Below are 22,732 nucleotides of genomic sequence, written 5' to 3' on the forward strand. Positions count from 1 at the left end.
ATGCACAGATTGTGCCAACGATCCACCAGCACCACCGCAAAACGAATGCAAACCACTATGAAATATGCACTTACAACACAAACCATGAATGTTAATACAACGTAATCAAGAGAACTCTTGTATGAACCTGATGCGATGACCGAGCTCTCTGTCGTCATTTGGACCACTCTCAGAGTGCAGCGTTCGCAAAAATTCGGGACCGAGATCGATTTTTGAGACTGATTCATGAGCCCGAAATCAGACATTCCGGGCTTCAGCAGCCGTTACTCAGTGTGAGATAAGACAAAAGAGACAGACTTTGAGAGCATTTTTGAACATTTTCCACGCTTGACCCTGCTTTTCAATGCCTGACCCTGCTTGCCGTGCCCTGAACTTCTGTCTCAGCTGCAAAAGCTGCGACGACAGCGGGTACGCTGATATTTCGAGCATTTTTCGTTGAGGTCTTCAGTGACATCTGGCCTCTGGGTGAGTCACTGGAAGGTGAAATAGGGCTAAATGCCTGCAAAGATACAGTAAAGATACCGCAAAATCACTCAGATTGACCGTGAAGACGGTCTATAGGGTATCCACTCCACCTGTCGCGACTGGCAACCTGAGTTGTTCATGGAAACTTGAGTTGACCATCGACCCTACTTTTCAGCAGATTCATGGATCTGAAAAATCCACAAATCCTGACCAGCAGCACTGGGGTAACAGGCAATCAGTTCACCGTTTGGTGAGATTTCTAACGGCTTGACGTACATGATGCTCTCGCCCAGGATGATTTGCCCTTCCCGCTTTTGCTTTTGAACATCCCATTGCACAAGATGCCCTCGTCCACCAGCAAGAATTTTTTGACTATCCGAGGTGAACTCCGCATCCCAGAGAACCTCTTTCCCCTTCAATTCAGCGAGCGGAGCCCCATCATTTGTGGCCCAACGTTTCAAAGCATAACCGTCTGTCAAAGCCAAAGTTTTTCCGTCTGGTGAAAAGAAGACATTGTTTGCAGAGCCCGAAGTACGCAGTTCGATCTCTTCCAAGACCTCTCCGTCAGTGAGTTTCACTTTCACCAACTTACGGCCATCAGAAATGAAGGCTCGGTTCTCGTCATCAAAATGCACGTCGAGCTTGTTGTACTCAAGCTGATTGAGAACAAACTCTTCCTTCTGGTTTTTCAGATCCCAACAACGAATTTTTTTCTCCGCCCCTCCAGAAAGGACACGCTTGTTGTCCGGAGCAACTTGAACCATGGAGACGTCTCGAGAGTGCCCAACAAATTTCCCGAACGGTGTGAGTTGCCCCTCCTCGCTGAACTCCCAAATGTGCACTTCACCTTTGAATCCTCCTGCGAGCAGGTATTTCCCATCAGGGCTGAAAGTTATGGATGAAATGTTTCCAAGATCACGGAGCCGATCGGTCTTAAAGACTTTCTTCCCCTCTTCGACGTTGTACACTTCGATGTATTCATCAGACTTCCCAGCCACGAGATATTGACTGTCCGGGCTGAACACGAGTTTTTGAATTCCCCAACCCATTTCCGGTATTCGCAGATGAACCTGACGTTCCAGCCGAGGAGCCGTCCCCATTGAATTGACTGCAGCTGGTTTTGCGGCATCAAGTTCTTTTTGCTTTTCGACCCGGGCTAGCTGTGCCTCAATGTCCTGTTTGGAAAGGAGAGATGCAGTCACCTTAAGCGGAACCTTCAGGGTCACTTGCTCGGACTCGACCAGATAGGTTCCTTTAAAGTCATACCTGGAAGTAAATCCCCTATGTTTGTCGAAGGTGATGGTCCCCTCGCCGACCATGCGAATAATTTGCCCGTTCTCGCTTTGAGTCGTTCGAAACTCATAATTCTCTTTGAGTACCAGGCTGTCTTTGTCATCACTCTCAATGGTGTATGTTTTTTTTTCGACGGCTGGAAGAACTTTGACGACTTCCGAATTCCGCCGTCGACCGAATGGATCACGATATCGGGGGAGTGGAATCCCCGAGGCGGTTGTTGCCTGTTTTTCCTGAATCAAGCTTGTTTCGTTTTTAACAGTCCAGCTTTTTCGGTTCCCCTTATGAAATGCAAAAATAAGCAATTCAGAAGGTGGACCGACCAGGAACGGAAGCTGCTCCTCGTCAGTCGTACGAACGATTTCTCCACGATGAGTGAGCAACATTGTTCCACGTCCCATCCCCATTCTGCTTCCTCGCATCCTGAAAGAGGGGACCATATGGCCGCGTCTATCTTTGATTGTTTTGTGGAATGATCCACTGAAATTGAGTTCCGTATGCTTTGCCAGTGGATCCGGACCTGATTTCACTTTGACGTACGCCACTGCGGGAGCCACTGACGCAACAAGTTCAGGGCCTTTCAAATCTTGCTTGACTTGGGAAACCTCAATCGCTGCGCCAGATCCTTTCAGGAATTCTCGAACGGAATTCGCAGGGATACAAAATCCGACGCGGTTGACATCAACTCCTGAAAGCTTGGCACTTGTCACGCCAATCATCTCTCCTCTGGAATTGACTACAGGGCCTCCGCTGTTCCCCGGATTGACAGCTGCGTCAATTTGCAATTGTGTTCGTCCGTTTCGTTTTGCCATTCCTGAAACGGTTCCACGAGTGACTTTCACATCAGTCCCCAACACATCCGAAAGCGGAAAGCCAATCGCCCGTACGTCCATTCCCAACTGCACAGTTTCTGAATCAGCGACTGAAACAACTGGCAATTCCTCTGCTTCAATTTTCAGAATCGCCAAATCAGATTCTGAATCGATCTTCAAGACCTCGGCAGAGTAAGTCTTTCCAGAAATCTGGACTTCAATTTCATCAGCCTCGTCGACTACGTGCGCACATGTCACCAAAATTCCATTTGACGCGACAACAAATGCAGTCCCCGCCCCCTCCTGTGAAGTCGAAGCAACATTCTGCTGTTTGTCTCGTCCTTTGATGGTGAATGTACATGTCCCGGTTGTCACCTCTGTTCGATTATCGAACTCGGCAGAAACTTCGTATCGAAATTGATAATCGTCGCCGTCTAAAAAATTGAACCCGGCATTCCTGGAGAGCTTTCGGGACTTCTTACGTGCGATGACTTCTATCCCCTCGCTCGAATCGGGCTCCTTACTGGAGACCATGGAAACATTCGGAGTCGCAGCGGGAGCTGAGTTGGTCGTCCGCTCCGGAGTGGAAACTTGCTCTACTTCCTCAACGTGAGCCACAGGATCTTGAGCATTCTTCAGTAAAAAGAAACCGACGCCAATGACGAAGATTGCTGAACAGACAGCCCCCACAAGCAGACTGAGTACGAGCCCTGACCTGTCAGGCTCTAGAGTAGAAATGTGATCTTCATCATCGAACGAGGACTCATCGACTTCAAAGAGATCTTCTGAACGAATCGACATTTCTTGAGCGAGAAACTCACCACAATCTGGGCAGGTCGCATCGCTCCTCAACGTCCGATTGGGATCTTTGCGAAGTTGTCGCCCACAGTTCCAACAATCAACGACCATTTTGGACATCGTGACGACTCCTGCTCTGTCGAGCTTTGAATGTCAGACGTCATCGACAATTGACTCACTCGCCAGCGAGCAATGTACTCGAATTCGAAAGACATTTGTGAGAGATGAACCGCTCCTGCGATCAATCAGAAAGAACTTCAATCTTCGATCACGCAAAGATGTCTTATAAATGTACGCACATACGTCGTTCATTTGCAAGTCTAAAATCTCTCGAAATTCAATGATTGCTCTGCCTCGTGAATGGGCAGCATTCATTGACGCGGTATTCATTGACGATGAGGGTTTTTCGCGACTCAAGGTAGCGCAACCTGCCCTATGTCCTGGGACTCTCCCCTCAGCGACTTACCTCACGCCACAACATTTTTTGAACTTTCTACCTGACCCGCACGGACAAGGATCGTTTCGACCTACCTGTCGAAGAGGAGTTCTTGCACTGGGTGATCGACCTGCAGGTGTCGACTTTGAAGCAGGAGTTTTCTTTTTCCGAAACTGTTGCATGACGTTGGCTGCTGGACGATTGGCCTTCAGCTCAGTTGCCATCTGCTTCATAAGAGGATCAATATGATTGAAAAACATGCGATACCCACCGCAAAGATAATTGAGACCGGCCTCTCCAGTGGGCGTATCGATAAAGCGGTTCTTGGGGCACTCTCCGTTACAGGCAAAGCGGACTTCACAGTCGAGGCAGTATTGCGGGAGAGTTGTTTCTTTGTCACGACCGAAGTCGAGTTGGCGTTGAGAGTTGGCAAGCTCAATGATGGGGAGTTCGTGAATGTTCCCAAGTTTATATTCTGGCTCGACAAAATGATCGCAAGAGTACAGGTCCCCATTATGTTCTATCGCGAGTGCTCGACCACACTGCTTGCGAAACACACAAAGGCTCGGTTCAAGGTCGAGCCAGGCTGCCAATGCCTGATCAAAAACTTGCACGAAGACTTTGCCGACATCGCGTTTGACCCATTCATCGAAAATTTCACACAGAAATCGACCGTACTGTTCCGGCACAACACTCCGTGAACTGACGAGGTGATCCCAGGCGTGAACTTGCTGTCCTTCTTCGAGTTCGTCTTCCGGATGAACACCGATCCCGCGGCGTTCAACGATCGGGATGAACTGCATAAACTCGATTCCGTTGTCGCGCAAATAGGAATAGACACGGCGACCATGCGAGCTGTTCTCTCGGTTGACGACGACTAAGGCATTGAACTCGACTTGATACTGCTGCAGCAGTTTCATTGCCTTGAGGACCGCATCAAAAGTCCCGTTCCCCTTTTTGTCGTACCGATATCGATCATGGAGTTCCGCTGGTCCATCGACGGAAAGCCCAATCAAAAAACCTTCTTTCTTGAAGAACTCCACCCATTCCTCATCGAGCAGAACCCCGTTCGTCTGGAGAGCGTTCGCAATCTTCTGACCGGGACGGGCATGCTTCTTTTCGAGTTCGACGATTCGCTTAAAAAAATCAAGCCCCAGCAACGTCGGTTCGCCCCCTTGCCAGGCAAAAGTCACTTCTTCAGGACCAGCAGGTTGAGCCTCAATGTATTGCTGAATGTAGGTCTCCAAAGTCTCTGACGTCATACGCCAGCTTTTATTCTTCGGATAGAGATCTTCTTTGTGCAGGTAGTAGCAGTATTCACAATCCAGATTGCAGATCGGTCCAATCGGCTTCGCCATCACATGCAGCATTTGAGCGGTGAGAGTTTCAGGCGTCGTCATGTGAGAAGTCATCGTTGAATTGAGAATCGATTGTGCATTTCACTGCAACATCAGAGTGCCCGCCGGGAAGTCGCATGATAATACACAATCTCCATGCCACATGACACAACCCGCCGAAGTGGCGCACAGACTCAAAACAGCCCCAAGAGAACAGATTCCCCTCACTGAATTCACTCAATCAAGAAGTCCTCGCAACATAAAATCGCTGCGAAATTCGTCTTGTACTAGAGCTGTGTTTCGAGGTAGCCTGCCGATCCCTTCACTTCTAGAGCAAATCCAATCTCGATCTTTAAGTTCTGTCTCGAAGCGAGCAGTCTATAACGTCATCAAAGTGACCTTCACGGACACGACAAGATAGAGAACGCTCTAAAGCCCCCCACACATCCCCTACCCACCCCATCCTTTCCTTTCACACATTTGCGACAGGAGGTCGCTGTGATAATGCGCAATTTCCTCGCTCTTTTACTCACGACATCTTGCCTGCAAGTGGTCGATCTTCAATCAGCGAACGCACAGAACTTGCGTGTGTATACGAATGTCACTGACGTCTCGGACGCTGAGAATCCCAGACCACTTTCTCACAGTCTCACACTCTTCCATGGGGGACGTGTTTACGATTACATGCCAGAAGTGGGCGAAGTTGTCATCTTTGAACCGATCCATCATCGATTCATCATCTTAGGTAAGAACTACGCCGCGACAGAAGTTTCCTTCGCCGAAATCAATCATTTTCTGGAGACGGCACAAACCAAAGCGGTGCAATATATTGATGAACTGGCAACATCGCCCGATGCCGACTCAGCGGCAAAAGCAGCCGCCATGCGGTTTCAATTGACACCAGAATTCCAAGAGACTTTCGACAACGCCTCCAATCGCCTGACGCTCAGTGGGACTGAGATCGAATACAGCGTACTCACTCAACCGGTTGAAGCGACGAATGCGGTCAACCAATATCTGGAGTACGCTGATTGGACAAAACGGTTGAATTTTGTTTTACATCGTCACGACTCGCTTCCCCAAGCACGCTTGAAAGTTAATCAGAAATTACGAGACAGAAACGTTCTTCCACGTGTTGTCGAGTTGACCATGCACTTGCACCCACCAGTAAAGTTCCGTGCAGAGCACCGATTTTCTGATTCTTTCCAGTCCGCAGATCGCAGGCTGATCAGTCAATGGGAGCAAACTTTAGAGTCAGACAACATTCGCTGGATGACATTCCGTAAATACCAGCAAAATCTGCTGGTCAGAGCTGATTGAACCTCACCGCAACTCAGAAATCACAAGCTTCGGGATTTTTCAATTCCCAGCCATCCTCCAGAACCGTCCCTCTTGGAACAACGATCACTCCATCACGAATGATCACATCTCCACAACGAGCATCATCCGGGCAGTTAGCTGGCTTGACGATTTTCACGTTTTTGCCGATGCAGCAATTTTTATCAACGATGGCCCCTTCGATGTGAGTTCCGGCACCGATACCCAAAAGTGGATCACCTGAAACTTCCTGATTTGCACGGCGATCGCTGCGATAATAATCTGCCCCCATTAAGACAACGCCACTCAGAACGGCCCCTTCGCCAACATGGCTGCGAAGCCCGATCAAACTGCGGGTGATGCTCACATTCTTTTCGATGACGCATCCATCGGCAATGAGACTTTGTTTCACTTTGGCATCATCAAGGCGAGTCGATGGCAAGAAACGTGGTCGTGTATAGATCGGCAGATCAGCGTTGTGCATTTCGAACGGCGGATTCGGAAGAGTCATCTCCAGCTGAGATTCATAGAACGCCTTGATCGTTCCGATGTCTTCCCAGTACCCGTCGAACAGAAATGATTGCACGTGTTTAGCCCGGATCGCAGCTGGGAAAATTTCTTTTCCGAAATCCTGATAGTCGGTCTTCTCCAGCAAGTCTACGAGAGTGCTGCGATTGAACAGGTAGATCCCCATACTCGCCAGGTATTCTCGCCCTTTGCTTTCAATGCCTTGCTCATCAATCCATTCAGGACTTGTCCGAACATGGGCCAGTTCAGAATCTGACTCTGGTTTTTCCAAGAAGCCGACAACACGCCCACTATCGTCCAGCTTCGTGATGCCAAATGCAGAGGCAGCCTCTTTATCAATCGGAAGAGTGGCAATAGTCACATCGGCCTGGGCGCCCTGATGGACTTTCAGCATCTTTGCAAAGTCCATTCGATAGAGTTGATCACCTGAAAGGATCAAGACATAATCGATGCCCGGTTGCTGAATGTAGCGAAGCTGCTTTCGAACGGCGTCTGCAGTTCCCTGATACCAGTCAGCCCCATCATTATTCGTTTGCTGAGCAGCGAGGATCTCAACAAACCCACCATTGAATGGGTCAAAGTTGTAGGTTTGCCGAAGATGGCGATGCAAGCTCACAGAATTAAACTGCGTCAGCAAATAGTTCCGACGAATTCCACTATTGATGCAGTTTGAAATGGGAATGTCGATCAACCGATATTTCCCGCCAATCGGGACTGCGGGTTTTGATCGCTCTGAAGTAAGTGGTTGTAACCGGGTTCCCTTCCCTCCGCCGAGTACGAAGCAGACGACGTTGTTCATAAGTTCCTCAATTGGTTCATTTTCATGATCGAGCTTCTTTGATTGTGCCGAAATCGAAACCGAAACGCGAGTCCCGCATGCAACGGATTTCTCAAACATTCTTCTTTTGATATGCTTGCCTGCCTGCGTCACGCACGGACCGTAAGATCGTTAACGCTGACACCTCTTTTCAATCACATCACTTCAGAAGCGAATCGTACAAACATGGCAACGAAACGAGGCGACCACAGACTTACAATTCAAATCGCAGTTGCCATCGTTCTAGCGATTTTGACTGCACTGCTGCTCCCTCATGTGGTGGCGATTGGGCAAGACACGACTGTAGAGTCCAGCAGTGATCAACTTGTCGCTCGAGCGAATTATATTCTTGTTCCGCTTCGTCTGGGCGGCGAGGTTTTCTTGCGGCTCCTCAAGATGCTGGTTGTCCCACTTGTGATTGTCTCAGTGATGTCGGGAATTCTCGGGTTGGGTGATGTAAGAAAACTGGGCAAACCTGGTTTAGCTGCCGTCTCTTATTACCTCGTAACGACCATTCTGGCCGTCTTCGTGGGGATCATTCTCGTCAACCTGATGAACCCCGGTGGTCAGGCAATCGACGAAGCGACGAAAGCGGAGTTGGTGAACTCCGAAGCCTCCGTCAAAGAGAAAGTCTATTCAGCCGTTGCCGAACATTCCGGAACCACTGACGACAATGTCGCCAGCATTTTCGGAGACGACGAATACACCGAACGTAAAAACCCCAGAATTTCACGAGTGCTGGAAAACCTCATTCTCATGATGTTTACCGACAACCTCGTTCGTTCGGCAGCGAACATGGAACTGCTGCCGCTCATTTTCTTTTCCATCTTCTTTGCTGGCCTGCTCACAACTTTGGGCTCAAGGGTTGATTTGATCGTCAACTTTATTCAGCAAATGAATGATGCACTCATGAGCTTCATTTTGCTCATCATGCGTTTTGCTCCGCTCGGGATCTTCTGTCTCGTCGCTGCACGGTTTGGTCAGGCAAATGTTCACGGAGAATTCTTTGACGAACTTCGTAAAACAGGAAGCTACTCATTGACAGTTCTGACGGGACTTGCGGTCCACGCGTTCATCACATTGCCAGCAATCCTGTATTTCTTCACCCATAGAAACCCGTATAAGTTCATGTTCCAGATGTCACAGGCTTTACTGACCGCCTTCTCTACTGGAAGCTCCTCAGCCACTCTTCCTGTAACCATGGAATCTGCCGTCGACGAGGGAAATATTTCGAAGAAGTCTGTCGACTTCGTCCTTCCTTTGGGAGCGACAATTAACATGGACGGAACGGCTCTTTATGAAGCAGTCGCTGCCATTTTCATCGCTCAAGTGGTCGGCGCCGATTTGACTCTGTCGCAACAACTCATAGTCGCCGTTACCGCCACTCTGGCAGCGATCGGAGCCGCCGGAATTCCAGAAGCGGGGCTTGTCACAATGGTGATCGTCCTGACCGCTGTCGGTTTGCCGATCGAATACATGAGCCTGATTCTCTCCGTGGATTGGCTCCTCGACCGCTTCCGCACAACTGTCAATGTCTTCGGAGATGCCTGCGGTGCCGCTGTCGTTGAAAAAACATTCCCGCCTGAAGAACTCATAGCGGACTCGGTGTAACAAATTACTGATGTGAGAAATCAAGTGGGGCAAAACTTGCCGCCACTCACGCACGGTTCGAAACGTGACATACGAATTGATCTCGCGCGTGGCGTCGCCTTGCTGATCCTGGTTTCCGACCATCTCCCGGGAAATCCATTACGAGCCATCACGCCCGTTTCGTGGGGACTCGCGGACATGGCGGAGGTCTTTGTATTGCTCTCTGGTTATGTTTTTGGACTTGGGATACTGAAGCGACAATCACAATCGGAACCACAACTCATTCGCAAGCGATTGGTAAAACGTGCTCTGGTAATTTTTGTCGCTTATCTCACAACAGCTTTGATTGCCTTACTCATAGTGAGGACATTTCAAATCACCACTGTTGCCAACATGCTCCCGGCTCATCTGGTCGCGAACTCCTGGAGGAGTGTGACAGTTGACTTGATCTCGCTCGATGGGCGAGTTTCACATTTGTGTATTTTGCTTCTGTACTGTTGGCTCCTACTGGGTGTCGCTTCATTTCCCTGCATAGTTTGGAACCATCCCCGGCTGCTGATTGCATGCTCTTTCATTCTCTGGATCACAGTGCAGTTGCTTCCTCGACTCTCGCTTCCTGAACCGATCCAAACAACAACTTACTACAACCCGTTCGCCTGGCAATTTCTGTTTCTTTCAGCGACCACTTACGCTCTACTCCCTGTGAAACATAGAAAGCAATTTCTCGACCATCGCGGAGTCTTTCCAATTCTGTTGATCGTGCACGGATCGCTTTACCTGTTGATCGGATTTGACGTAAATCTTCCCCGAACCCTCCTCGACAAACCAACACTCGGCCTGCTCCGATACATTCACGTTGTGACTGCTGCACTCTTGGTCAGAGCGGTTCTCCCGGAGCAATTCAGTCCGACTTGGCGAAAAGTTTTACGGCCTCTGACGCTCTGCAGTGAGCAATCACTCTGGGTCTATTGTGGAGGCTCACTCGTAGCGATCTCGATGGCAAATTGGATGTCCACGTCAGTCGGCACTTGGGACCCAATTTTCATGAACCTCATCGCCTGGACGACGTGCTTCGGAATTGCCTGGGGAACAGAGAGGACGAAAGCTTACTGGAATTTCCAAAGCTGAAAATTTCGAGAAAGCGATGCCTGCCCGTTACGCCTGTGAACGCAGAAAGTCTTCGATCGTTTGATTGACGAACTCTGGTTGTTCAAGCGGAGACATGTGCCCGGCTTGTTGAACCTCAACGAATTGTGCGTTGGGAATCGCCTTCGCCATTTCTTTCATGACATCTGGTGTCGTTAATTGGTCGTCTTCCCCAACGATTACGAGAGTCGGAACGTCGATGCTCTTCAAGTTCGCATCCATATCAGCACGAACAGCCATTCCGCGAAGTGCGGCGGCGATACTGTTTGGGTTCGTTGAGCGAATGAGACTTTGAGTCTGTTTCACGGCATCGGAATTCTCCGCAATTGTGTGCGGAGAAAATAGTTTCTCAGGCATCGCAGTTGCCAGAAACTCCGGGCCTTTCGCAAGAACTTGCTGAGCGGTCTGCTCTCGACTTGCTTTGGCCTCTTCTGTATCTGGCGACGCTTTTGTATCACACAAAATCAGGCTCTTCACTTTTTCCGGATACCTTTGAATGAACTCCCAGGCAATGTAGCCTCCCATGGAAAGCCCACAAAAATGGACAGGTTCTTTGACTTCAAGAGCATCTAAAATGCAAGAGAGATCGTCCGCGAAATCCTTCATCTCTACAGTCCCCTCAGCAGGCGAACTCTCTCCAAAACCTCTTAAATCTGGAGCAATGACCTGCAGCGATTTTGAGAAGTGATCAATCTGGTTCGTCCACATGGTCTGATCGAGTGGAAACCCGTGCACAAAGAGAATCGGTTCTCCAGCACCCTCGATTCGGATGTTGAAAGATTGTCCGTCAACACGTTTAGTGAGAAGCATCGTCTGTTCCTTTGCAAGGGAATTCACCAAAATGACTGTCGGAATTGGGTCGCTTTCTGGGTGGAAATCCGCAATGATAACGTATTCAGAACAGTCTCACGACGTACGAATCGATCACACACAGTTTGCAACAGGCCACAAGGGTTTACTCAATGTCGGATAGCGTTCAATTCAAATGGGGTTCCGTCTCTATTACGGGGAACTTCCGTGAGAATAACGAAGACAACTATTGCGTCGACTCCACCGCCCGCTACTTTCTGGTAGCCGACGGAATGGGAGGCCAAAGCGCGGGCGAGAAGGCCAGTGAGCTCGCAATTGAGATTGTCTCCAAACGGCTTGATCAATCCTTGAGTAATGCATGCTCCACTCCTGAGAAAGAAGTGACCCGACAGATTGACCAAGCTGTCGAGCAGGCAAACTCAGAGATCATGGCATTGGGCGAAATTGAGCCGAACTTCAAAAACATGGGAACAACGATCACCTTTATCGTTGTTGTCGATAGCGATCTGTACATCGGTGGCGTCGGGGACAGCCGGGCGTATCAGCTGCGAAATGAGACTCTCGAACAATTGACTGAAGATCACTCATTGACGCAGGCACTCGTTAACGCCGGGACAATCTCACCTGAAGACGCCAAAACACATCGATACAAAAATGTTCTGTATCGCTATCTCGGTTCGAAAGATGGTGGAACAGGAACCGAAGCAAAACGGATCAAGCCGCAAATTGGAGACCGATACGTTCTGTGCTCCGATGGAGTTTCCGACGGTGCCAGCGATGACACAATTCATCGCGTTTTAGCAGAACATGATGATCCGCAAGAAGCGGCTGAGGCACTCGTCAAAGCGGCTCAGGATGGTGGATCGAAAGACAACATCACTTGCGTCATTGTTCACGTTCTTAAGAAGTGACATGCAAGTCGCCCATGAATTCGCCGACAACGATTATTCTCGGATCGCAATCTCCGCAACGTCGATCTCTGCTGCAAACACTTCTTTCTGAGGATCGAATTGAGGTTGTTCCCCCATTGCAATCTCAGGAAGCCGGGTTTGATGGCCTCACGCATATTGACGCAATCAGAGAACGTCTTCAGCAAATCGTTGCGACAAAGAATGCAGATGTCCTGCAGCAATGCGAATTCCAACAATGCAATCTGCAAGAATGGGGCGTCGTGTTGACAGCAGATACCGTTGTCGTCGCCAATGATGCAGACTCTTCATTCGTGCTTGGAAAGCCGGATGGCCCCGATTGGCAAGCAACAGTCCAAAACTGGTTCACGAATTTCTACTCTTCGAAATCCCATCAAGTCTTGACGGCTGTTTCGTTCCGTTTTCAGGATGGGACCAGCGAGACGCTTCTCGCTTCGACGACTGTCCACTTCCGAGAGGTTTGCCCAAAGTTGCTGGACTGGTATATCCGAACTGAAGAGCCGCTTGGAAAAGCGGGGGGATACGGCATTCAGTCAGGCGGAAGCCTGTTCGTCGAGTCAATCGAAGGGAGCCTCAGCAACGTCATCGGGTTACCTCTCGAGGAAGTCTGGAGCGTACTTGATGCTCACCAGTTTATGGGGCTCCCCGAATAAAGAACCATTGCCCCATCGAACACTTCAGGTCTCTGTCGAATTTCACTCGAACGAATTACTTCAAAGCGTAATCTGCCTGCTTGCGAAAACCATGAATTTGAATGGGGGATTCGCGGCTGAGTTCCAGCACTGAATATCCACTATTCTCCTCACCGGAACCTTCTACCATCGCAACCAGTGTGCAGTAGTGGATGCCGCCAATTTCTTTATGGTCATTCTTGTGGCTATGCCCCTGAAAGACGAGGTCGACTTTCCCAGACTCCTCCAGAAGTTGCCGCACTTCTGGAGCGTTTTTGACGCCGTGATTGTCACTCACGTCCAACCGTTGATGTGCAAAGACGATCACTCTGTTCCTGGTTTGCTTAAGATCCGCTGCGAGCCATTCCAGCTCTTCCTTGGGAACATTTGGGTCAGTCCATTTGAAATTCTTGCGTTGATACGGAGTCCCATCACTACGGAAGCAGGAGTCGAGGACAATAAAATGGTACCCACCTTTGTCGAATGAGTAGTACGACTTTTCTTGCTCCACAGATCCGAGAAACTCCTCCTTGGTCAGCGTGTCGACGCAGTGATTTCCAAGGACATAGTGACGATCTTTGGCGATTTGAGAGAACTCTTTATTGATAGTCTTCAGGTAACTCAACTCGGTCTCAACAGAATCTGCAGCATCGATGATGTCTCCCAGTTCAACTAAGAAATCGAGAGGCTGTTTCTGAAACTCCGCGCCAGCTTCACTGAGCTTGTCGAGGCTTTCCCGGTAATGGCGGCTTCCTCTTGGAGATTTGTCGGCGTAGTGCATATCCGTCACCAGTCCGACACGTAGCAGCTTCTTTTCATCCGCTCCATAAAGTTTTGCAGTCCCAGCGGCCCCCACTGTTGAGGCTGTCACCAGAAACAACGTTCCATTCTGGAGAAATGCACGTCGGCCAATTTGAATCTGTGTTGAGTCCGTCGACATGGGAATACTTTTTAAATTCGAGTTTTTCATGACACTACGCACGCACTCAGCGTACATGGTGATCAAGGATCTGAGATCTTTTCGCGAATGATGTATTGTTGATCAAAATTCGGTTTGCGTCATCCGTCGTTGGTAAAGTGGAAGATGGCGATAATAGACTTCCAATGTCAATATCGATAAGCAAGTCGAATACAATCGCCCACCGCTTCGACTGTGAGGATCACGAGGTGCCCAACTCCCGGCAGCGTGCCCTGTTTTCACTTGCGTGGTGATGAGTTGCTCCCGCATCACATTGTTCCACTTCTTCCATTTCGGTCCTCCCCAGTGGTGAAGGACCTGTGTCGCATAGTAATTGAAGTATTGATTGTCGTTCGCCGGCCCCAACCGCTCCAGATACTCCACGCCGACTTTCATCGCAGGCGTACTCGCGTCCCATCCGTAATACATTCGGCAGAGCAAACCGATACTTGTTGTTGACGCTTTCTTTTCGGGACGCACGTAGCCGTAATAGGCTCCTTCTGCGAGTTGAACGGAATCAAGAAATCGTTCTGCTCGAACTTTCGCGCGGCCAGGAACCGTCAAGCCAGCCATGCGAGCACTCGTCAGTGCCATCACTTGCCAGCCAACCACAGAGGTATCTCCATCAGGTTGCTGCAAACGGTATCGCCATCCTCCGTTCTCCGGATGTTGAGCTTCCAGAATGAAGTCTACACACTCTTGAGCCACCTTGCGAAATTTGCGGTCTCGCGTCAGGCCGTAAACTTCGCACAATAAAATTGTGGCGATCCCCTGCACATACATCCCTGAATTTCCGCTCGAACCGCGCATGTCTCCCCGGACATCGGCCTCCAGGTATTTCTGATTCAAGAACGCCAGCCCGGATTGAACCTGCTCTTGGTAATCACCCTTTTCGTGAGTATTGCCAGCTCCGACAAAACATAACAGAGCAAGCGAAGTCGCTCCCACGGTGTTACTGGAGAGCGTCCCAGGGGAAGTGCAGGAGTCCCCACATTCCGGATGAATATGATTGAAGTTCCAGCTTCCATCTTCATTCTGATGATTCTTCAGCCACTTGAGCCCGCTGTTGACTGCTGCTTCACTCGTCGCCGTCCCGCCAAACGCTTTCAGCATAATCGAACGGGCTTCCTCAGTTCGCCCAGAGAGGTCGCCATGTTTTCGGTGGCTGCCGATGTATTCAATCGCTTCCAGTTCCCACTGTAATTCTTCCTGCTCAGTATCCACAGACATTGGGCTGGGCTGGTGAGAGAGAACATTCGTCGCCAAGTCCATCGACGCCGAATTGTTCGTGCTGCTGTCGATCAACTTGTCGGGAGTCAGCTTGAGATTCTCGACTGTCTCTAACGCGGGGTTTTCGATGACCTCAGTTCTGACAGTCAAATAGTTAGTAAAATCGTAAGACTCTCCCGGAATGACGATCATCGCCAGCATCGCCAGCAAAGCAATATGCACCGCCATGCTACAGAATGTGACCCCAAGCGACTCCCGGTGTTGTTCCCACCAGTTTTTTTCGTCGTGATCTGGAGCCTCATTCAATTTCGAGTTTGCCAACGAAAATCACCTCAGTCCAACAGATCGAATTGGAAAATCAGGGAAACATGGATATTCAACTCGTGGATCAGGCGCTGAACAGCGACACGCAAGAACAAATGTCAACCTATTGATAGAATACGTCAACAGCTCACTCAATTTCAACTAAAATTCTCCAGTGAGAAGCTGACGTATTGTTCAGAACAGGCGCTTTTGGAATCGACCTCGGGTGGCTAAACTTCGAAACATCACGTAACCCGAATGTTCTCCTTAGGCATCTTTGATTAAGAAGCAAGTGTCCTGTCACGTGGAAAAACGTGACTCATGACATTAACAGAACTCTTCACGGAGACTGATTTCGTAGACTGAAGAGACGAACCTGTTCGAAAGTGATTCACAGCTTGGGAGCGGCTCTGCGACCAGCCGGTCTCTCAAGAACTCAGCGTTCCCGTGACCGCCCCCAAAACCGATTCCGTCATCAAAACTGATCCCGATATGAAAATTGCCATTGCTCAGTTGAACCCTATCATCGGAGACCTGCGGGGAAATACCGAGAAAATCAGACAAGCAGCCATCAACGCCCGCGAACAGGGAGCCGAACTTCTGGTGACTCCTGAGCTAAGCATTTCAGGGTATCCACCAAAGGATTTATTGCACCGCAACGGTTTCGTTGAGGCTTGTGATGCAGCGGTTCTCGAACTGACTGACCTCACGACCGAGACCTTTGGAATCCTGATCGGTCACCCTTCTTTGTGGGACTCAGCTTCTGGCAAGCCATTCAACTCAGCGACCCTTCTCGGCGACGGCAAACGGCTCGCGACGATTCACAAAGCCTTGCTGCCCAACTATGACGTTTTCGACGAAGAACGATATTTCGATCCGGGGAAAGATCAGTCACCTGTTGAGTTTCTCGGGAAGCGATTGGGCATCCATATCTGCGAAGATGCCTGGTTTGGAGAACCTGAAACGTTTTACCATCTCCCCCCGATTGTGCGGAAAGACCCCGTTCTGAATCTCGCTGAGCAAGGCGTAGACATCTTCATCAACTTGTCTGCCAGCCCCTTCGAAGCTGGAAAGTTTGCACGTCGACAAGAGATCGTGAAGCGGCATGTGTCGACGCATCGACGACCAGTCGTTTTCGCAAATCAAATCGGCGGCAATGATGACCTTGTGTTTGACGGCAACAGCTTCGTTCTGAATACCGACGGAGAAGTCGTTCAATCATTGGCTGCCTTTGAAGAAGACATGCAGATTGTTGACTTCAACAACCTGCCCTCTCCAATAATGCAGGAGTTTAATCGAGAACAAGAACTTCTCGACGCGCTGGTACTCGGCCTGGGAGACTACATGAGAAAGTGTGGTTTCACAGATTGCGTTCTCGGTCTTTCTGGCGGAATCGACAGCGCACTTGCAGCGGCAATCGCTGCCCGAGCGGTCGGCGGAGAACGAGTCCATGCGATTCTGATGCCCAGTCGCCACAGCACGGACCACAGCATTGACGACTCGCTAAAGCTCGCCGAGGCTCTCGGGCTCGATACGGAAACGATCCCCATCGATGAGGTCCATCGAGCATATGAAGGACTGCCTGTAGTGGGAGAAGACCTGGCGATCAACCCAAGTGGCCTTCCCGATCAAAATCTGCAAGCCCGGATCCGGGGTGCCATCGTCATGACTCGGAGCAACACCCATGGGTGGATTCCGCTTGCAACCGGAAACAAAAGTGAACTCTCCGTCGGCTATTGCACCCTGTACGGCGATATGTGTGGAGGATTTGCCGCTCTGTGTGATCTCTACAAACAGGACGTTTACGAACTTTCTCGCCACATCAATATGATCGAAGGGCGAGAAGTCATTCCGAAGAACATTATCGACAAAGCTCCCAGTGCGGAACTGGCACCAAACCAGTTTGATCAGGACAGCCTTCCGCCATACCCGATTCTTGATGCGATCCTGAAAGGGCTGATCGACGAGCAGGCTTCACCCGCTGAGCTCGCCAAAGAATTCCCGGAAGAGACAGTCCGCTGGGTCGTTCGACAACTCGACCGCAACGAGTTCAAACGTTGGCAAATCCCGCCGGGAACGAAACTCTCTACGAAAGCCTTTGGAACCGGTCGACGCATGCCCATGGCATCCCGCAGCTACACCGGATTTGAAGATTTGTGATCGAAGTCAATGATTTCCCCGACCAAGATACCGAGATCGCTCCTCAGTTTTGTCGAAGTTTCACTCAGGACGAACCTTCACCGAACTCGAATTGTCGTGTTCATGTCCATTTTCAATGCCTGCAGGTCGCGTGAAGTTCATTTTCACAACTTCATCAACGGCTCACCACGGTATAGAATGTCACGAGCGAGATTGAATTTGCTGGTGAACGTTCTCATTTTACACAACTGTTTATCATAACAGGGATTTCCCCTACTGAATCGAATCGGTGAAGCGGAAATCTGATCTGCCATTCTGGACAATTGGTAGGCATTTTTCGTACAAAGAGATATTCGAGTTTCTCGCAGAAGTCTCAATAAAAAATCCGGAAACCTGCGTCACACAGGCCTTCTCAGTGTATGAGAGGCCAGGTCCATGCTTCCGGGCAACCTCTTACATCAAACCTTCTGCATGTGTCTGGAAAGTGAATCATGAGCGACAAACAAAACCTGTTCAACAAAGTCTGGGATCTTCACACCGTTGGGACGTTGCCATCCGGGCTCGACCAACTCTTTGTTGGACTCCACCTGATTCACGAAGTCACCAGCCCGCAAGCCTTCGAAATGTTGCGTGAACGTGGCCTGAAAGTCCTGGCTCCTGAGCGGACAGTTGCAACTGTGGACCACATCGTCCCGACCGATGTCCAGTCACGGCCTTTCAATGACATGCTCGCAGAACAGATGATGTCTGCAATTGAGAAGAACTGTCAGGAATTCGGCGTCACGCTGATGGACCTCAAAGACAGCCGACAGGGAATCGTCCACGCTGTTGGGCCAGAACAAGGGCTCACGCAGCCAGGCATGACCATTGCCTGCGGCGACAGTCACACATCAACTCATGGCGCCTTCGGAACAATTGCTTTCGGGATTGGAACGTCACAAGTTGCTTATGTCCTTTCAACACAAACCCTCGCCATGAGTCGCCCGAAAGTTCGACGCGTTGTCGTCAACGGCGAATTGGCACCGGGTGTCTTTGCGAAAGATGTGATTCTGTACATCATTCGCAAATTGGGCGTCAAAGGCGGAATTGGATACGCCTACGAATTTGCTGGCGAAGTCTTCGACCGAATGACCATGGAAGAACGGATGACCGTTTGCAACATGAGCATCGAAGGGGGAGCCCGCTGCGGATACATCAATCCCGACCAAACTACAGTCGACTACCTCGAAGGTCGCCCGTTTGCTCCACAAGGGGAAGAGTTTGAAAAAGCAGCTGAGTGGTGGCTCTCATTGGCATCTGGCGAAGATGCGGAATTCGATGACGAAGTCGTCTTCAACGCTGCTGAGATCGAACCAACTGTGACTTGGGGAATTAACCCCGGTCAGTCTGTCGGGATCAACGAAAACATCCCAGCCGTCTCCGCATTCCCTCAAGAAGAGCAAGTCGGCGTGCAGGAAGCTCTTGAGTTCATGGAACTCGAAGCTGAACAATCAATGAACGGCGTCAAAATCGATGTCGCCTTCATCGGCTCTTGCACAAACGGTCGAATCTCTGACCTGCGTGAAGCAGCCACTCTCGTCAAAGGGCACAAAGTTGCCGACGGAGTGAAGGCGTTGGTCGTCCCCGGATCACAGCTCATCGCGAAACAAGCCGAGAAAGAAGGTCTGGATAAGATCTTTATCGACGCCGGTTTTGAATGGCGTGAAGCGGGTTGCTCGATGTGCCTCGCCATGAACCCTGACAAACTCAAGGGCCGCGAGATGTGTGCATCCTCATCAAACCGAAACTTCAAAGGTCGACAGGGAAGCCCAACCGGCAGAACTCTGCTCATGAGTCCCGCCATGGTCGCTGCCGCCGCGATCCGCGGTGAAGTCACCGACGTCCGAGAATTCTCAGCCGTCCCGGCTTAGTGAAGTGTGCCCGACCGTGTGTCTGTAGGGGCACTCTAATGACTTCCTGACCTGCTTTTCACGAGGCCGGTCGGGAAGGCTCGTATTGGGTTGCACCTTATGCAGCTCCCGAGGTTACAAGCATTCACGCGGGGAACAGTTCGTTCTCCTGCTTCCCTGAGAGAGTGTTCATCGCAACTGCTTCGAGAGCATGTTCATGGGCGAGTCACCGGGAGCCTAAAATGGGACCGATGTGCTGGATGAAACATGCTTCTAAGAACCGCTAACAATCCCTCTGGAATCGTAGTGATTCACTGGAATCTCAATTCCACGGGCAGGTTTTGTCAGAGCTAAAGCAGTTTGCTGTACCGTGTGCCCGTGAAGAACGCATTTTTCTAGAAACAGTCCGAAAACCTCTCGAACAGTCGCTTTCCTCAAAGCTTGAGAGAGCAGTTTCAAGTTTCAGGATCAGTTCTAGAAAATACTTGCCGTACTTGAATTTTGAAAACTCACATAAAATCTCAGGCACTCATCCAGAATTGCAACTAGAGTTTGGACTAGAGCATCTTTCGAATTCGTGTTCAGTGTCGATCTTGGCCCCGGTGCTTCACCGAGGGGAGTAAGCGACCACCGAGAATCAGCGAGATTTCTGCAGACCAATCGTGAATTTGCTCTAGAGAGATCTTTGAAGACTGAGTTGTGCAAACCGAGTAAGAGCATAGATGAGGCAAGTTTGATGGGCAAGAAAACGGCAATCTGTTTAGGCGCAGGTCTATTTTTGATCGGTGCGTTCGGTGTTTTTCTTGCAGTCAACAGCATTGGTGCACCGGCTGTGGTGAAGAAGGATCTCGAAACAAAAGGTGTGATTACGGACCTGTATGCAGATGTTGTTGAGCATAAGCTGACCGGAGTCGACCTGAGTAAGCACTACCAGTTTGACTATGAATTTGTCGCTGAAGATGGCAAGACCTACGGAAAAACAGCCACAATCAGCGAAGCTCAGGCTCAGGGGCTTGCTGTAGGCCAGGAAATCACCGTTCAGTATCATTCGCACCACCCCAGTATTAATGCTGCGAAGGGGTATGGTGTTTACCTCCCGGTCGATTCATTCGTGGAACATTCTCCGATGTCCCGGATTGTCGTCTGTTCTGTTTTTTGCCTTCTCGGCGCGATCCTCCTCTACTCCGGATTCACCTACAAAGAAGATGGGGACCAGGAACAGATCACTGAAGGGGATTTCTTCGAACAGCCTGCTCAACAGCAGCCCGCACAGCAACCAGCTGCGGCAAACAGCTCAGAGGTTCCCGACGAGCAGATGGAAAAGCTTGAACGATATCGCCAAGCTTATCTTGCGAATCAAAAGTAAGGTTCCCGAAGTCAAATCGCAGCACGAAATGCCAGTCATTGAGGCTTAACCTCTCTGATCCAAGATCAGCTCGCACCCACGCGTGCCGCGTAGAGCACACGTTTCATTAATGAAAAGACTGTTCCCTACGAGGCAGAACGTGGTCGCCGATTCGCAATTTCGATTGGGGCAATTTTCTCAAGGTTGTGAATAACGGGTTAATGGACCGCATACCGAGTTTCGCTATTTCTCAACAATGAACGAACCTGATAGAGTTCGCTTTTGAACAGGTTCATGCCTTCGATGCCCGTGAAGAAACGGTTCCCCCCGAAACACGCTGGGCTCCACGAGGCACACGGTAGATCAAACTGATCTAGAGCCCGATTACAGCTGCTGAAACCCCAATTACTGAAACCCAGTTGTCGGATCGTTTTGAGCCGTGTTGACTGTGCTGAAGTCTCCCGCAGGCGTGAAATGGATTGAATCGAGTGTGGCCTCTTAAGACTGCGAAACGGAACATCATCGTCGCCGGTTGCCTGGGAATGTCCTATACGCAATTGACGCTCTCGGCTGCCTCGATCGATTTTGTGCGAGGGCTGGGGGGAACGAGCTTTCATGTCGGCATCTTGAATTCCCTGCCTGTCATGTTGCTCGGATTTCAGTTTCTGGCAGCCTTTGTCGCTAATCATCTGACCTATCGACGCGGGCTGTGGATGAGCTTGTCTCTTCTGCAACGCGCCATGATTGTTCCCATTGCTCTTGGCCCGTGGTTATGGCCAGAGATGGGAGACCTGTTCTGGATCTGGATGTTTCTGGGAGCAGTCGCGATAAATCAGGGACTGCTTCATTTTTGTACACCACTGTGGCTCTCCTGGATGGGAGATTACCTCCCACATGGCGACTTAAACAGCTACTGGGGATACCGGCATCGCTGGGTTCAATGGTCAGCTGCAGCTTCGCTCCTTGGAGGAGCGTTGTTGATTTCTCGCCCTAGACTTGAGATACGAATCGGTTACCCGATCCTGGCGACGGTTGCCGGGATTTTGGGCATTGCTGACATCCTGATCTTTCTGAAAGTCGATGAACCGCCGGTCAGCAAGCTACCGCCAACTTCAATGAAAACGATTTTCCTTGCTCCGTTTTTACACCAGGGCTTTCGATCGTTTATTGCTTTTATGTGTTTCTGGCACTTCGCAGCGATGATTGGGGCTGCTTTCATCAGCTTGTATTTGCTTGACTACATCGGAATGAGCCTGTTTCAGGTCTTGTTGCTCTGGACGCTTTCATGGGTCGGCGGAGCACTCACGTCGCGATGGCTTGGACGGCTGGGGGATCATTTTGGGAATCGACCGCTGCTGATTTTGTGTGTTTGCTTCAAGACGCTCAATATGATCGGATTGTTGCTTGTCCCCAAAGATCCAAGTATGGCATTCAATATTTTGGTCCCGATCTTCATGGTCGATGCCGCTCTGAATGCTGGGTTTGCTATCGCGACAAATGGATTCCTCCTTAAAAATTCACCCTCTGAAAACCGGACGATGTACATTGCTTCGGGAACAGCAATGGCTGGGGTTGTTGGTGGGATCACAGCAATCATGGCGGGAGCGATCCTGACGCAAATGGATGGTTGGTCGGTGGTAGTGAATGGCTGGACGTTCTCAGAGTACCATCTCTTCTTTTTGGTCAGCCTCGTCTTAAGATTGCTGTCCGTGAAAATGGTGTTGCGAATTAAAGAGCCGGCTTCACTGGACACGATGCAGGTGGTCACATACCTCATCGGAGTGAGCCCTCTACGCGTTCTCCGATATCCAGCTGGACTGTATCGAAACTGGTCTTCCTCAGAATTTACCGCGAAGACTTCTCAAGCCGAGAAACCGTCTCAAGTTGATGAAGAAAAAGTCGAAACTGTAGAAACCTGA

General features: G+C 50.1%; 15 protein-coding genes. 9 read left to right on the top strand and 6 right to left on the bottom strand.

The window, feature by feature from the left end:
• Positions 1–629: 629 nt before the first annotated feature.
• Entirely contained in the window at positions 630–3,488 is a 2,859-nt protein-coding gene (locus Mal48_RS17165; RefSeq protein ID WP_145202359.1) for a trypsin-like peptidase domain-containing protein, read from the bottom strand.
• Positions 3,489–3,830: 342 nt separating this feature from the next.
• Positions 3,831–5,204, bottom strand: coding sequence for an anaerobic sulfatase maturase (locus Mal48_RS23615; protein WP_231739654.1), 1,374 nt, complete (start codon positions 5,202–5,204; stop codon positions 3,831–3,833).
• 441 nt (positions 5,205–5,645) lie between these two features.
• Here Mal48_RS23615 and Mal48_RS17175 point away from each other — a divergent pair, with 441 nt between their 5' ends.
• Complete coding sequence (locus Mal48_RS17175) at positions 5,646–6,461, top strand: hypothetical protein (RefSeq protein ID WP_145202362.1); 816 nt, start codon at positions 5,646–5,648, stop codon at positions 6,459–6,461.
• Between the two features lie 13 nt (positions 6,462–6,474).
• On the opposite strand, the gene Mal48_RS17180 is transcribed toward Mal48_RS17175, so the two are convergent.
• Positions 6,475–7,785: a glucose-1-phosphate adenylyltransferase gene (locus Mal48_RS17180; protein WP_145206325.1), complete on the bottom strand. Its 1,311-nt coding sequence runs from the start codon at positions 7,783–7,785 to the stop codon at positions 6,475–6,477.
• A 204-nt stretch (positions 7,786–7,989) separates the two neighbouring features.
• Between Mal48_RS17180 and Mal48_RS17185 the strand changes: the two genes are divergently transcribed.
• A complete protein-coding gene (locus tag Mal48_RS17185; protein ID WP_145202365.1) occupies positions 7,990–9,414 on the top strand; it encodes a dicarboxylate/amino acid:cation symporter in 1,425 nt (474 codons plus the stop codon).
• A gap of 12 nt (positions 9,415–9,426) precedes the next feature.
• The gene (gene opgC / locus Mal48_RS17190; RefSeq protein WP_197441786.1) at positions 9,427–10,521 is read left to right on the top strand and encodes an OpgC domain-containing protein; all 1,095 of its coding nucleotides are present in this window, start codon (positions 9,427–9,429) and stop codon (positions 10,519–10,521) included.
• Positions 10,522–10,548: 27 nt separating this feature from the next.
• Here the strand turns inward: opgC and Mal48_RS17195 are convergent, their stop codons facing one another.
• Entirely contained in the window at positions 10,549–11,349 is an 801-nt protein-coding gene (locus tag Mal48_RS17195; RefSeq protein WP_145202371.1) for an alpha/beta fold hydrolase, read from the bottom strand.
• Between the two features lie 152 nt (positions 11,350–11,501).
• Here Mal48_RS17195 and Mal48_RS17200 point away from each other — a divergent pair, with 152 nt between their 5' ends.
• Together Mal48_RS17200 and Mal48_RS17205 are read left to right on the top strand one after the other, a co-directional pair.
• On the top strand, positions 11,502–12,260 hold the full coding sequence (locus tag Mal48_RS17200; protein ID WP_145202374.1) for a PP2C family protein-serine/threonine phosphatase: 759 nt from the start codon (positions 11,502–11,504) through the stop codon (positions 12,258–12,260).
• 14 nt (positions 12,261–12,274) lie between these two features.
• A complete protein-coding gene (locus tag Mal48_RS17205; protein WP_145202377.1) occupies positions 12,275–12,931 on the top strand; it encodes a Maf family protein in 657 nt (218 codons plus the stop codon).
• Positions 12,932–12,986: 55 nt separating this feature from the next.
• Here the strand turns inward: Mal48_RS17205 and Mal48_RS17210 are convergent, their stop codons facing one another.
• Together Mal48_RS17210 and Mal48_RS17215 are read right to left on the bottom strand one after the other, a co-directional pair.
• Complete coding sequence (locus Mal48_RS17210) at positions 12,987–13,889, bottom strand: metallophosphoesterase family protein (protein WP_197441787.1); 903 nt, start codon at positions 13,887–13,889, stop codon at positions 12,987–12,989.
• Positions 13,890–13,991: 102 nt separating this feature from the next.
• On the bottom strand, positions 13,992–15,458 hold the full coding sequence (locus tag Mal48_RS17215) for a prenyltransferase/squalene oxidase repeat-containing protein (protein ID WP_145202383.1): 1,467 nt from the start codon (positions 15,456–15,458) through the stop codon (positions 13,992–13,994).
• Between the two features lie 429 nt (positions 15,459–15,887).
• Between Mal48_RS17215 and Mal48_RS17220 the strand changes: the two genes are divergently transcribed.
• The 4 genes from Mal48_RS17220 (at position 15,888) to Mal48_RS17235 (ending at position 22,732) form a co-directional block, all read left to right on the top strand.
• Positions 15,888–17,600, top strand: coding sequence for an NAD+ synthase (locus tag Mal48_RS17220; protein ID WP_231739659.1), 1,713 nt, complete (start codon positions 15,888–15,890; stop codon positions 17,598–17,600).
• A 470-nt stretch (positions 17,601–18,070) separates the two neighbouring features.
• A complete protein-coding gene (gene leuC, locus Mal48_RS17225) occupies positions 18,071–19,489 on the top strand; it encodes a 3-isopropylmalate dehydratase large subunit (RefSeq protein WP_145202386.1) in 1,419 nt (472 codons plus the stop codon).
• Between the two features lie 715 nt (positions 19,490–20,204).
• Positions 20,205–20,834: a DUF3592 domain-containing protein gene (locus Mal48_RS17230; protein ID WP_145202389.1), complete on the top strand. Its 630-nt coding sequence runs from the start codon at positions 20,205–20,207 to the stop codon at positions 20,832–20,834.
• Positions 20,835–21,301: 467 nt separating this feature from the next.
• On the top strand, positions 21,302–22,732 hold the full coding sequence (locus Mal48_RS17235) for an MFS transporter (RefSeq protein ID WP_145202392.1): 1,431 nt from the start codon (positions 21,302–21,304) through the stop codon (positions 22,730–22,732).

This window comes from Thalassoglobus polymorphus, from assembly GCF_007744255.1.
Lineage (GTDB): Bacteria > Planctomycetota > Planctomycetia > Planctomycetales > Planctomycetaceae > Thalassoglobus > Thalassoglobus polymorphus.